Raw genomic sequence first — 13,752 nt, 5'->3', positions numbered from 1 at the left:
TAAGTACGTCCAGAGTTTATTCGCTTTTATGAGCGCAGGAATTATTTTGCAATAAATCTGATATAGAGGAATTAGGGCCTGCTCATCCAGGTTATACTGTATATACTCAAGCTGATTTTCTTCTTTAACAAAGTCAAAAATGTTACTATCGGGACACCTAGCAGTAATGAGACAGATATGACAAAGCCAAGTACATTTCAAGAGATTATTTTAACATTGCAGCAGTTTTGGGCTGAACAGGGGTGTGTGGTATTGCAGCCTTTGGATATGGAGGTAGGTGCAGGAACATTTCACCCTGCTACTTTCTTGCGAGCAATAGGCCCTGAACCCTGGTATGCGGCTTATGTACAACCCTCCCGTCGTCCTACTGATGGCCGCTACGGTGAAAACCCAAATCGCGTCCAGCATTATTATCAATTTCAGGTGGTATTGAAGCCATCCCCGTTGGATATTCAGGAAAAATATCTTGATTCTTTACGTGCTTTGGGAGTAGACCCTTTGACGGATGATATTCGCTTTGTTGAAGACAATTGGGAGTCTCCCACCTTGGGAGCGTGGGGTTTAGGATGGGAGGTTTGGCAAAATGGTATGGAAGTGTCGCAGTTTACTTACTTTCAGCAGGTTGGTGGTTTGATTTGCAAGCCGGTCACTGGTGAGTTGACTTATGGTCTTGAGCGCATGGCCATGTTTATTTTAGGCGTAGACAATTTATTTGCATTACCCTGGAGTAAGACTGCTAATGGCATTGTGACTTATGGTGATGTATTTCATCAAAACGAAGTTGAAATGTCTGCCTATAATTTTGAACATGCTAATGTTGAAGCGTTATTCAAGCAGTTTGATTATTATGAAGAAGAGGCGCAAAAATTAATTGCCCTGAATCTTGCGCTACCAGCTTATGAAATGGTAATGAAAGCTTCCCATGCATTTAATTTATTAGATGCCAGACGCGCTATTTCAGTTACCGAACGACAACGATATATTCTTCGAGTCCGTCACTTATCAAGAGCAGTGGCACAGGCTTATTATGATGCGCGTGAAGCGCTGGGTTTTCCGATGCTAAAGGTGTGTAATGGTCAATGATTTTTTATTCGAATTAGGATGTGAAGAACTCCCTTCAGGTGCTGTATGGCCTTTAACCGAGGCCTTAACAGCTAATCTTCTTGCAGCGCTTGATAAAGCTCAGATTAATTATGGAATTACTCATTCATTTGCCACACCCCGGCGTTTGGCAATAAGAATCACTGAACTCCAGGATGAGCAACCTAGTCAAACTGTGTCCCGTCGAGGCCCCGCTGTTGCTGCTGCTTATGATGCTAACGGCCAACCTACTCCTGCTCTACTTGGTTTTGCCAAATCTTGTGGTGTGGGAGTGGATGCATTATCGGTGAGTAAAACGGATAAAGGAGAATGGCTGGTTTATGAATCTGTGACTCAGGGCGCTAAAACCAGAAATTTATTGCCTGAGTTAATTACGCAAGCACTTGCCAGTTTACCTATTGCCAAACCTATGCGGTGGGGTGATGGTGATGCTGAATTTGCCCGTCCAGTGCATTGGGCAGTGTTGCTGTATGGGAATGAAGTCATTGCCACCACCATTTTAGGAGTACAAACGGCAAGAGTTACTTATGGACATCGTTTCCATCATCCACAGGCTATTGAAATCCCTGCGCCTAGCCACTATGAATCACTACTGCAGGAAGCCTATGTAATTGCAGACTTTGCTAGCCGTAGAAAAGAAATTGTTAAACAGGTTGAGCAACTTGCGGAAAGACATAATGCCAATGCCATTATGCCAGAGAACTTACTGGATGAAGTCACTTCCATCGTCGAATGGCCCCAGGCACTGCTCGCTAATTTTGAAAAAGAGTTTCTGAGTGTACCTTCAGAGGCGTTGATAGCTTCCATGCAATCTCATCAAAAATGCTTTGCCCTGCGAGATAAGTCAGGTCAACTTTTACCGCATTTCATTACTGTAGCGAATATTACCAGCTTAGAGCCCAAACAAGTGGTATCCGGCAATGAGAAAGTAATGCGTGCTCGTTTAAGTGATGCGGCATTTTTCTTTCATCAAGATAAGAAAGAACCGCTAAGTCAGCGAATTTCAACAACAGAGAAGGTGGTATTTCAAGCTAAACTAGGTAGCTTGCGTGACAAGACTAAACGGATTGAAAAATTAATGATAAGTTTAACTCCTTCTCTGGCACTGGATAAGCAGCAAGCTATTCGTGCAGCCCAATTATCCAAATGTGATTTAATGACGGGTATGGTAGGGGAGTTTCCGGAATTACAAGGGTTGATGGGTTATTATTATGCTTGTCATGATGGGGAAGCAAAGGAAGTGGCCATTGCACTTAATGAGCAATACATGCCACGTTTTGCGGCAGATGAGTTACCATCCACACCCTTAGGTCTTGCAATGTCATTAGCTGATAGACTGGATTCACTGGTTGGTATCTTTGCTATAGGACAGAAACCTTCAGGGGTAAAAGATCCCTTTAAATTAAGACGCCATGCCCTGGCTATTGCTCGGCTCTTAATTTCAACACCGGCAAGACTTGATTTATCAGCCCTTATCACGGAGACAATTCATAGCTATACCAATACATTGTCGATAAATGAGGATCTGATTGAAGAAGTACAGTCTTTTATTTTAGAACGTATGCAATCCTATTATCATAGTCAAAACATTAGCATTGATTTATTCCATGCTGTACGAGCGCGGCAAGAAAATTGGCTTTATGATTTTAATAAGAGAATTCTCGCTCTTTCAGCGTTTGTTTTATTGCCAGAGGCCACGGTATTATCTGCGGCTTGCAAACGGGTGAATAATTTATTACAGCAGGCAGGACAATTAAATGCTGCTGTCATTGATGAAAACTTATTGGAAGAGGGCGCTGAGAAGTCTCTGTTTGCTCATCTTTGTGCCATGGAAAAAACAGTGGAGCCACTTTATGCTGCAGCAGATTATCAGACTATTCTTACTCAGCTTGCCAGTTTGCGCGAGCCTGTTGATGCATTTTTTGAACATGTAATGGTGATGGTTGATGATGAGACAATTAGAAAAAATCGCTTGCAATTATTGACCCGTCTGCAAGCCCTGCTACAGGGGGTTGCTGACATTTCTTTATTGCAGTTAAACTGATGAACAAGGTAATTCTGCTGGATAGAGATGGTGTCATTAATCAAGACTCCTTGCACTACATAAAATCTGCAGAGGAATTTATTTTTTTGCCTGGGAGTATTGCAGCGATTGTACGGCTAACTGAAGCTGGTTACCGCATCGGTGTGGCTACTAACCAGTCAGGTGTGTCTCGCGGGTATTATACAGAAGCAGAATTGGCGACGATACATCAAAAATTAATCAATGAAGTGCATGCGGCTGGAGGAAAGATTGCAGCAATTGAATATTGCATTCATATGCCGAATGAGGGCTGTTCCTGTCGTAAACCTCAACCCGGGATGCTACAGGCGTTAGCCAGGCACCTGAATTGTTCTCTAGATAATATTCCTTATGTGGGAGACAGAGTATCCGATATTCAGGCAGCTGAAGCTGCAGGTGCAAAGCCCATGATTGTGCTTTCACCGATGACAGATCGTATTGGCTTACAACACTATCCGCATGTTCCTGTTTTTACTTCATTAGAAGATTGTGTTGATTTTTTACTGACTGAACATGACTAACGACATCGCAATTGCATACGAGGGAGAGCAGCAGTTAGTCCGGGCAGAAGAGCTATCCAAGCTGCTAAAGTTAAAAATTAATAATGATGCTCGGCAACAGTTGTTAGTGACAGCTGATAAACTTGCTTTAAAAATAGGTGGTTTTTCTCCTTTATATGCAGATTTTACGGCATCAACCTGGCAGAAACGTCGCAATGCTGGTAAGCAGCAAGGGATTGTTCGTGCTTGCAAACCAGGGGCTGGCGTTCGTATTCTTGATGCAACAGCAGGATGGGGACGTGATGCGGCTGTACTGGCGAGTTTTGGAGCACACGTGATTATGCTGGAGCGACAGCCTGTTTTGGCCACTTTATTGGCTGATGCTTTAATGCGTCGTGATGAACATTCAAAGCAGGTTTTGCAACTTGAATTGCATGCGGTTGATGCTTTTAATTATTTGCAGGATTTAACCCAGGAATATTATCCTGATGTAATTTATATTGATCCCATGCATCCTGAACGGCAAAAAACTGCTTTGGTAAAAAAAGACCTGCAAGTGCTGCAGCAGCTTGTTAAGCGCGATGACAAAACTGATGAATTAATACAATTAGCAAAAACAAAAGCAAAAAAACGAGTAGTGGTTAAATGGCCACAACATTCGCCAGCACTTTTAAAGCCGGATACTACTGTAGATGGCAAAACGGTTCGCTTTGATATTTATCTTCCATCCTTGCAAGTTTAAAACTTGTTTCATCCATTTCTCATAAATAAAGTTAATTCTGCTCGCGTCGCGGACTAGCCGCGACTTAAGGCGTTAAAGTAAAAGTGGGTTAATATCCAATGAAATCAAATTCATTTAACTCTTGACGTAGCCGTTTTTCTTCAGAAAGCTCTTCAATACGTCGTCGTCGCTCAAGTTTTGTGCTTATCCCTGATTCAATAATTTCCTGAGAGTCAATGGTGTCTTCCACGTCTGTGTCAAAATCATCTAGGCTCATTGCGTTTCTCCCTGTGCAAAAATAATCCTTTAAAAGCGTTAGTTCTTTGAAAGAAAATAACAGAATTTCACTGTTAAAAACAGTGAAATTCTCGGAAAGTTATTTAAGAGCCCAAGACATGGTGTTGGGTAGCAGTAGGTTCTGGTTGTGGAGTGGGCATTGGAGCGCTGCGCAATTCATCCAGTTTAGCTTTAAATTCAGCGGTATGTTTAGGCGGTTTGGCCTCTTCTTCGCGTATTGCTTTCAACTTATCAGCAATTCTTCTTGTTGCTGATAAACGAGATGTATCCTTATCGAATATACCAGGCGCTTCGTCCTTTTTACCTGGATTAGTAAGTTTTCTCTCAGCCCCGTTTACTTTAATATTAATTTTGTCTGGTTCGAAACCTGCATTAATACAGGCCTCATACATTTTTCGGGCATATTCTTCTGCTTCTTCAGTATTTTTATAATCTACACTAATTGTAACAGTATCGTTACCGGCAGCTTTGAATGCTTCTGCAAGACTTTGTAAGTCATAATCGACGTACTGATCACGTCTATTGTAGTAAATTAAACCAAATTTAGGAAGGGTGATGTTAAAACTGCCATCCTCTTCAATTTTTATTTTTCTTCCTGTAATTGTTTTTAGAGGGAAATCCTCTAAATCCTTAAAATCCTTAACATTGATATTACTTAGCTTAGAACCACTAGGAACAAGACCCATGTTTATCTGATCATCAGTCAGCCCCAGTCTTTTCTTATTCTCATCGGCTAAATGAGCAATGCCCATTTGAACTTCTTTAAGTTCTTTATTATTACTATTACGCATTGCTGCAAGAAAGGCGATACGATCATATTCTTTTTGTAAGGTCTTATGGGTCGAGATAATACTTTCATTAAATGTGGTTTCAAATTCTTTCAGTTTTGCGCTATTAGTTTTTTCTAAAACTTCGGCTAATTCTTTAATTGCTTCATCGACCTCCTCATCAGAGGTCAAACCGGTGCCTTTTTTAAAAGAATCCTTATCTAAATCTTTAATTTTTTCTTTGGCCGCTTCTTGGTGAGCTTTGATGGCATCCATTGCTTCTACTTTAGCGGCATGGAGAATACCAGGCAGATTTTTAATTAAGGAATTGTAGACGTGTTTTTCTTCTGGAGTACCTGGTATGGGAGGATTTTTCACCCTCTCGTTAAGCATCTTCATATCGGAATTGAACTGCTCAAGTGCCTTTTTAAGAGCTGGTGTTTCAGCAAGTGCATCTTTAATTGCATTTTTAACACTCAGTGCATGAGTGTTATCTTTCTCTTGCAGTTTATCCCAATGCTCGCCTGCCAGTGCAGGTTGAGTAATTGGCTTGTTTTTATCATCTTTTTTACCAGTATCGACTTGGAAACCTAGAAGGTCGTGTAATCCTTTTGCACGCTCTTTGTTATAAGCATTAAAACTATCGGTTCCAGAAACACCTTCAGATAGACGAATACTCTCCAAATATTGCTGAATAAGTTCTTTTCGTTTCGATAAACTAAAATATTTGTCAAGTTCTTGTGTCGTGCTAAAACGTCTAAATCCTGGATAATCAAAAAGGCCGGGCATGATCACACCTATTTACTATTTTAATAAAAAAAGTATAACACCAATTTCTTAACTTATGATTAAGTTTTTCTATTGAGGCATCAGGCAATTTTGGGATGACTTTTATAGACGTAGTATGATAGAATGTAAATTTATTACACTATTGGTTGAAATAAAAAACAAATGCGGCCTGTCTTCTTCGCTAGGATGAGAGAAGAACTGGGATTATCTCAAGTTTTAATTAATAAACGGGTTGGTCGCTGAGGAAAAGAACAGGGGATACCTGTATCTTTAATTCAGCGACAATGTCTTCCTGTCTTTTCCTCTAATTAAATAATTTATAACTATTAGAGGAAATTATGAAAAATATAATCAAACTAATTGAAAATTTATCGGATGAAGACGCTGGTTTGTTAGCTAAAATTGGGGCAAAAATAGAGAATCTAGAGATAGAAATTCCAGATACTCGATATATTTACTATAAACGGAATGGTAGAAAATATTACATACATTGCTATGACGATGCGAATCCTGTTGCCTATTTCTTTATTAAAAACTCTTCTTGGGATCCTTATCAAGAAGTTAAGATCTATAAAGATAGAATAGACGCAGCGTTAATTCGAATGGCAAGCCAGCAGGAAAACGCCCACAATCATCGAGAGTATCCTGATTTCGAAGAAAGAAGAAAAATGATTGCGAAGGGAGATTATTTGTTTTTATTTAATATTCCTTTTGCTGAGTTAAGGTTTGATGAACAAGAAATAATTAAAAAGAGAGGATTTCAACGTCGAGGAAGTGAAACATACCATCCTTTATCCAGAGAAGGACAAAAATTGGTAAAACTGATTAAATCAACAAAGGACGAATTAGAATTCGCTCAGAAGGCTAGCCTCTTTTTCAGTGGAAGAGAAGAGGCTAAGAGTGACCATGTTCAATCACGTAAAGCTACATGGAAAAATCTTTTAGATGGCAAACATTCATTAACTAAAGGATTTAGTGAAGAGCAAATAATGGGTTACTTCTCAATCGCTTTAAAAGGTGTGGCTCCTGCTGGATTTCAGGACGCGTATTCTCAGGGGCGGCTTGAAGAAGATGAAGTTAAATCTAAAAGTAGATGCATATTAAGTTAATCTAATTCTGAAGAGCAGGTTTAAAAAATCTATTGATTTCCAAGAATATCGGAAGCTTCTCTTTCGCTATAGCTCAATTCACAATTCATGTGGAATGTGAGCTATAGCAGCATTAATGTCACCAGGCGGGAATTGCTCCGTCACCAAACAGTTCTTTTGCTTTAGCGGCTACTGCAGGTGAATTCATTGCCTTCACAAATTTTTCAAGTTGAGGTTTTTTAATGCTGTTTTGACGAATGACGATTAAATTGGCATAAGGTGAATCTTTGCCTTCTTTGTAGATGGCATCACGAGCAGGACTAAGCCCTGCAGGAATAGCAAAGGTAGTATTAATTACTGCCGCATCGACGTCATTTAAAACACGAGGTAATTGTGCAGCATCAAGTTCTTTGATGACAAAATGTTTAGGATTGGTTGCAATGTCAGCAGTGGTGGCAGTATTACTGTTTTTTAAGGTAATCAAGCCTGCTTTTTGCAAAAGCAACAAGGCTCGAGCTTCATTGCTTGGATCGTTTGGAATAGCAATAATTGCCCTATCTCTTAATTGTTTCAGTGACTTAACTTTATTTGAGTAAAGACCTGCTGGATAAATAAACGTTTTGCCAATTACTTCCAGATTATAGCCATGGGCTTTCATTGCTGCTTGCAAATAAGGGAGATGTTGATAGACATTGGCATCTAGACTTCCATCGTCCAGAGCTTCGTTTGGCAAATTGTAATCATTAAATTCAACAATTTTTACTTCCAGCCCATAATCTTTCATAGCCACGTCTTTGGCTACCTCAACTAACTCTGTTTCAGGACCTGCTATAGTACCAATATTCAAGGTATTAGGAGAGGGCTTATTACAGGCTACCAGACTCACTACAAGCAGGAATAAACTTAAAATACGCATTAACGCTCTCCTTATGAACACTTAAATTAATTGTGAGCAAGGCGACGTGCCAGCCGATCGCCGCCCATTTGCAACAATTGTACGATTACAACTAAGATGACTATTGTAGCCAGCATAATTCCCACATTAAAGCGTTGATAACCATAGCGAATGGCTAAATCACCTAACCCTCCGCCACCAACGGTACCTGCCATGGCAGAATAATTAACTAGTGTAATCGCTGTGACGGTGGTCGCTTGAATTAGAGCAGGAAATGCCTCTGGCAATAAAATAAATCGAATCATTTGCCAGGTAGTTGCACCCATGGAAAAACCGGCCTCAATAAGCCCATTGGGAAGGTTTTGGTAAATGTTATCCACCAGGCGGGCAAAAAAAGGTGTGGCTCCCAAGGTCAGAGGTACCATCGCCGCATGAATACCAATTGACGTCCCAACCAGCAGACGGGTAAAAGGAATTAATGCAACCAATAAAATAATAAAAGGAATAGAGCGACTGAAATTAATCAATCCTGATATCAAACGACTTAAAAGGGCATGTGGTTTGATGTTAGTGCTACTAAAAAGCAATGTTCCTAGCGGTAAACCGAGCAAAATAGCAAACAGGGTACTGACGATTACCATGTAAAGTGTTTCGCCACTGGCGATTAATAAATCATAAAGCATGGTCAGTGACATAGCCTAAAATCTCCACCGTTAAATTGGATTCTTCACAGCGTTTGATAAATAAATCCAATAAATTTTTATCTGCTAGTAATTCAACCACCAATACACCGCAGGTAATCAGGTCAAAACGGTCAATATTGGCCAATAAGATGTTAATATCTAAATTTAATTCACGACTGGTTTTACTGATAAACGGTACAGTAGCATTGTCTCCCTGAAAAAATAAACGCAATAAGGGTTTGTTATTGGGTATGTTGGAGAGCGAATTGCGAAGACAGGCTGGCAGTTGCGGACTTAATTGAGCGTAAAGCATACTACGGGCTATGCTTTCTTTATGATTAAACACATTGGCCAATGCTGTGGTTTCTATGATTGTACCGGCCTCCATCACTGCAAGGCGATGACAGACACGTTTCACTACTTCCATTTCGTGCGTGATTAAAACAATAGTAAGCCCATAAAGGCTGTTGATTTTTTTAAGTAATGCTAAAATGGAATTGGTTGTTTCTGGGTCTAAAGCGGAAGTTGCTTCATCACAAAGTAAAATTTTAGGAGAGCAACTGAGTGCTCGTGCAATAGCCACACGCTGTTTTTGGCCACCACTGAGTTGCTCGGGATAAAAATTTATCTTGTCTTCCAGTTCAACCAAGGGTAGCAACTCCTCAATCCTGGCTTTTATCGCTGCATCAGACCTTCCCTGGATCCTCATGGGGAGTGCAATATTTTCATACACCGTTTTAGAATTTAGCAGGTTAAAGTGTTGAAAAATCATTGCCATCTTATGGCGCGCAATGCGTAGTTGTCGAGCTGAAAGCGTGGTTAAGTCTTCATTGTCAATAATGATCTCACCACTGTCTGGATGTTCCAACAGATTGATGGAACGCAACAGGGTCGACTTGCCTGCACCACTTTTGCCGATGATGCCAAAAATCTCGCCTTCTTGCACGAATAGATCCACATTACGCAAGGCAATAGTATTGGCATAGGATTTATTTAAGCCATTTAATTCAATCATGATTTAACCCAAGAGTAACAGCGCGCAGGGTAAAGAAGGAAGGGAAACCCGCTTTAGCCGTATTTACAATAGTCTTTTCTATTGAGCGCCCGCAAGCTGAATTTTCAAATCGGCGCAAGATCAACATAATAGCTGATCTTTTTCCTTAAGGGAACTCCTAATTTAATTTTTGTTCCCGGTGCACGGGACAAATTTTTATGTTGTCGTTGCGAACAACGTGAAGCCATTGCTACTGTTATTTGTGGGAATAGGGCGGGAGTTGCTGCAATATAAAAGAAGTTAGTGATCTATTTTCTGATTGACGTTATATTTCACCAGTCCTTTTTCTTTTGATGGAAGTAAATAGTCATGACGCAAAAGCAAACAAATAAAACAGCCCAGTTAAAAAAGTTAGAGGCCACTTATAATGTCAGGCTAGAACAAATCCGCAGCGAATATCGCAGGTTACTAGAAGAAGTAAGAGGTTTGAAAACCCATGATAATGAGATAAAGCAAAGTGTTAAATTTGTTTCAGCTTTTGCACAAAAGGTGATTAATCCTTTAAAGGAACTAGAAGCTGATGCTGTCAAGTTAAGTAAGGAAACACAAAAACTCCCTTCTTTTATTAAATCCCGACATCTTAAAGAGTTTTTACAGTATGAATCTGTATTACTGCACTCCTTTATTAAGTCACATGCCTGGCTACGCCGTTTATTGAAGGCTTATGCAATAGAGACATTGAAGGAAATGATAACTTCAAATTCAGCGAACAAAGGTCTTCTGGACTATCTGAATCGCTATGAAAATAAAACGTTTGTAGAATTTAGTAACTACCATACAAAAAAACGCAAAGTTGAATGCTTAATTAGATCGATTGCAACCTATGCCCAGGTGGAAGACGAGGGGCAGTTTAGAACTATCCCCTTTCAGCAACTTGATAATTCTTTGCGAATGCAACAAGCAAAAATTTTAGAGCGTATTCGCAGGGAACTTATCAGTATTGAAACCCGCTTACTTGCTCAAGAATCAAAGATTTTTAAATCAAGCTCAATTTACCTGGAAACCAGTCCGAACAGACAGGAAAGTTTAGTAAAAAATCATTTGCAGGATTATAAAGAGTCGTTATTAAGTTATGAAGAAGCATTAATATTTCTTAAAAATGTTTTGGAAAGTCAACAATCTATTACGCAATGGTATAGACGTCGTCTCATTGAGGATGCGGCGGTGAAGTTTAAAAAAGATAATAAAGACTACTTGGCTGCCAATGAAAATCCTATCAAACAGCAAAAGCTATTAACTAACTACCTGGCTGCATTCACAGCCTCTATCCCTAATGCAGATTTTTTAGACAAAATCATCACTAAAGAAGAGAGAGATCTGTACTTGCAACAGAAAAAGGAATATGCACCTTTATTTAAAAAAAACGTCAATCCCCTGTGTTTATCAAAGATAGAGCAAGCAGATACCTATGCACTACGGCAATTGAAGGAGCTATATTACGCCATGGTTGCAGCGGAAGCTGCCAGAGTTATCCTTATAAAAGCAGATGAGACAGTGGATAAAAAAAATAGTTATAAACGACACAGTTTTTTTAGGAGTTCCAGCGTTACTACTATCACCGCTAATGAATTCCAACTTTCTTCGGAGGTTCAAATAGACCAAAAAGACTTCTCACGAGAAATGAATGCTTCGTTATTTTAATCGCAGGGTTGGGTATTTTTTATAAGCAAAACCAAGGTAGGCATTGGGATATTTTATCGCAAATAGAGAGAATCTGCTCATTTCATTGAGGCATAATCCTAAGTATTTTTAAATCCGCTTTTGCCCAGAACAGGGTTATCGAAAAGCATCCTAACTGTTAATAATCTTTCTTACTGCATTAACTGCTGCTTTAGGATTTCGTGCTTTTCATCGCCCTAATCCTTTAATTCTGGCCTATTTTTAAAATAATCCAGAGCTTCGGGATTGGCTAACGATTGAATGTTGTTAACCGTTTGCCCATGGACTATTTGGCGCACTGCAATTTCTACCACTTTACCACTAATCGTTCGGGGTATATCAGCGACCTGCAAAATTTTTGCGGGTACATGTCGTGGAGAAGCATGATGTCGAATGGTCTGGCGAATGTTTTCTTCAATGTCAGTATTGAGTTGCACGCCTTCTCTAAGCTTTACAAACAAAATTACACGCACATCATCTTGCCAATCTTGTCCAATGACAACGCTATCCAGCACTTCTGAAATTTTTTCCACTTGCCTGTAGATTTCAGCAGTACCAATACGCACCCCGCCAGGATTAAGCACAGCATCAGAACGTCCATAGATAATAAGGCCATGGTGTTTGGTAATTTCTGCAAAATCACCATGAGCCCAGACCTTCGGAAAGCGTTCGAAATAAGCATGCTTATATCGCTTTTTATCAGTGTCTTTCCAAAAACCAACTGGCATTGAAGGAAAAGGTTTAGTGCAAACAAGTTCGCCCCGCTCCTCCCGAACAGGTTGTCCCTGTTCATTAAACACATTGACGGCCATACCAAGACCAAAACACTGTAGTTCGCCTCGATACACGGGTAGTATAGGATTACCTAAAGCGAAACAAGAAACAATGTCAGTCCCTCCCGAGATGGAGCTCAGTTGAATGTCTGGTTTAATTTGCTGATATACGAAATCGTAATTTTTAGGTAGAAGAGGGGAGCCGGTTGATAAAATGGCGCGCAAACTTTTCAGTGAGAATTGGTAACGGGGACTGGCTCCTGCTTTTTCTACACTGGAAATAAATTTAGCACTGGTACCGAACACCGTGATTTTTTCATCGTCCACTAATTTAAATAAACGATTAGCATCGGGGTAAGCGGGGGCTCCATCGTAGAGGGTCAGGGTTGCTCCCAGCGCCAGAGTGCTCACCATCCAATTCCACATCATCCAGCCACACGTTGTGTAATAAAACAGATTATCATGAGAGCGAATGTCCGTATGTAAACCTAATTCTTTTAAATGCTGCAGCAAGGTACCGCCAGCACCATGGACAATGCATTTCGGTTTACCTGTAGTTCCTGAGGAAAATAAAATGTAAACCGGGTGGGCAAAAGGCATTTTTTTAAATTCAATCGTTTCTGCAGGCTTTAGAAATTGTTGCCAATTTACAGACTGGGCTATGTTTGTTGCGCGTTCGCTGTGAATGATCGGACAGATAACGATTTTTTTTATGGAGGGAATGGCATTTGCTATTTCTGAAATTTTTGCAACAGCATCATGTTCTTTACCCATATAAAAATGACCATCACAAGCGAAAAGAATTTTTGGCTCAATTTGTCCTAGGCGATCAATGGCAGCTTGCGCGCCAAAGTCAGGGGAACAAGAAGACCAAATAGCACCTAAAGAAGTTGTAGCAAGCATGGCAATGACAGTAAAGGCAACGTTGGGCATGACGGCGGCCACACGATCCCCGGCAACAATGCCAGCTTTTTTTAATCCCGCCGCACAAGAGGCTACCTCCTGGTGTAGCTGCTTATAGCTGAGTTTTTTGCGCTCCCCGGTTTCCAGAATGCTCACCATAGCGGGATGATTATCATTGCGACTTAACAATTTTTCTGCAAAATTGAAGGTTGCTCCCGAAAACCATTGAGCATTAATCATGTGATCATAGTTATTGAGAATTTCTGTCGCCGGAGTATCAAAACTTAGATTGAAATATTCACAAATAGTTTGCCAAAATGTGGCGGGATTTTGAATCGACCATTCGTGAAACTGCTGATAATGAGTAAATATTTTCTGGTACTTCTCTCCTGCAAAATGCATAAATTCCCACATTCTTGTCTGCTTGGGTTCATTAGGTTGCCATACCAATGTACTCATT

General features: G+C 40.2%; 12 protein-coding genes. 6 read left to right on the top strand and 6 right to left on the bottom strand.

All coding sequences use genetic code 11. The annotated features are described in order from the left end of the window. Window positions 1-177: 177 nt before the first annotated feature. The 4 genes from glyQ to clem_RS10890 are packed head-to-tail and all read left to right on the top strand — an operon-like array spanning window position 178 to window position 4,405. Complete coding sequence (gene glyQ / locus clem_RS10905; RefSeq protein ID WP_094091589.1) at window positions 178-1,083, top strand: glycine--tRNA ligase subunit alpha; 906 nt, start codon at window positions 178-180, stop codon at window positions 1,081-1,083. Next, complete coding sequence (gene glyS, locus clem_RS10900) at window positions 1,073-3,145, top strand: glycine--tRNA ligase subunit beta (RefSeq protein ID WP_094091588.1); 2,073 nt, start codon at window positions 1,073-1,075, stop codon at window positions 3,143-3,145. Before glyQ ends, glyS begins: the two co-directional genes overlap by 11 nt. Then, window positions 3,145-3,684, top strand: coding sequence for a D-glycero-beta-D-manno-heptose 1,7-bisphosphate 7-phosphatase (gene gmhB / locus clem_RS10895; RefSeq protein WP_094091587.1), 540 nt, complete (start codon window positions 3,145-3,147; stop codon window positions 3,682-3,684). The genes glyS and gmhB overlap by 1 nt, the downstream gene beginning before the upstream one ends. Further along, entirely contained in the window at window positions 3,677-4,405 is a 729-nt protein-coding gene (locus tag clem_RS10890; RefSeq protein ID WP_094091586.1) for a class I SAM-dependent methyltransferase, read from the top strand. The genes gmhB and clem_RS10890 overlap by 8 nt, the downstream gene beginning before the upstream one ends. An 88-nt stretch (window positions 4,406-4,493) precedes the next feature. Here clem_RS10890 and clem_RS15000 read toward each other — a convergent pair whose 3' ends face one another. Beyond that, complete coding sequence (locus clem_RS15000) at window positions 4,494-4,661, bottom strand: PA3496 family putative envelope integrity protein (RefSeq protein ID WP_198333115.1); 168 nt, start codon at window positions 4,659-4,661, stop codon at window positions 4,494-4,496. Window positions 4,662-4,764: 103 nt separating this feature from the next. Next, the gene (locus tag clem_RS10885) at window positions 4,765-6,132 is read right to left on the bottom strand and encodes a hypothetical protein (RefSeq protein WP_157698234.1); all 1,368 of its coding nucleotides are present in this window, start codon (window positions 6,130-6,132) and stop codon (window positions 4,765-4,767) included. Between the two features lie 443 nt (window positions 6,133-6,575). Here clem_RS10885 and clem_RS10880 point away from each other — a divergent pair, with 443 nt between their 5' ends. Further along, a complete protein-coding gene (locus clem_RS10880; protein ID WP_094091584.1) occupies window positions 6,576-7,346 on the top strand; it encodes a hypothetical protein in 771 nt (256 codons plus the stop codon). A gap of 118 nt (window positions 7,347-7,464) precedes the next feature. Here the strand turns inward: clem_RS10880 and clem_RS10875 are convergent, their stop codons facing one another. From clem_RS10875 to clem_RS10865, 3 genes are read right to left on the bottom strand one after another with little or no spacing between them, the layout of a single operon-like run. Further along, window positions 7,465-8,241 carry a MetQ/NlpA family ABC transporter substrate-binding protein gene (locus clem_RS10875; RefSeq protein WP_094091583.1) on the bottom strand — a complete coding sequence of 259 codons (777 nt, stop codon included), beginning with the start codon at window positions 8,239-8,241 and terminating at the stop codon, window positions 7,465-7,467. A gap of 26 nt (window positions 8,242-8,267) precedes the next feature. After that, window positions 8,268-8,915, bottom strand: a complete 648-nt coding sequence (locus clem_RS10870; RefSeq protein WP_094091582.1) for a methionine ABC transporter permease — start codon at window positions 8,913-8,915, stop codon at window positions 8,268-8,270. Continuing rightward, window positions 8,893-9,918: an ATP-binding cassette domain-containing protein gene (locus tag clem_RS10865; RefSeq protein ID WP_094091581.1), complete on the bottom strand. Its 1,026-nt coding sequence runs from the start codon at window positions 9,916-9,918 to the stop codon at window positions 8,893-8,895. The genes clem_RS10870 and clem_RS10865 overlap by 23 nt, the downstream gene beginning before the upstream one ends. A gap of 348 nt (window positions 9,919-10,266) precedes the next feature. On the opposite strand from clem_RS10865, the gene clem_RS10860 reads away from it, so the two are divergent. Further along, window positions 10,267-11,598 carry a hypothetical protein gene (locus tag clem_RS10860; protein ID WP_094091580.1) on the top strand — a complete coding sequence of 444 codons (1,332 nt, stop codon included), beginning with the start codon at window positions 10,267-10,269 and terminating at the stop codon, window positions 11,596-11,598. A gap of 215 nt (window positions 11,599-11,813) precedes the next feature. On the opposite strand, the gene clem_RS10855 is transcribed toward clem_RS10860, so the two are convergent. Further along, entirely contained in the window at window positions 11,814-13,751 is a 1,938-nt protein-coding gene (locus clem_RS10855; protein WP_094091579.1) for an acetoacetate--CoA ligase, read from the bottom strand. Between the last annotated feature and the right edge of the window lies 1 nt (window position 13,752).

This window comes from Legionella clemsonensis (genome assembly GCF_002240035.1).
GTDB classification, from domain to species: domain Bacteria; phylum Pseudomonadota; class Gammaproteobacteria; order Legionellales; family Legionellaceae; genus Tatlockia; species Tatlockia clemsonensis.
The sequence above is the reverse complement of the archived record's forward strand: the minus strand, read 5'-3'. Positions and strand labels throughout refer to the sequence as shown.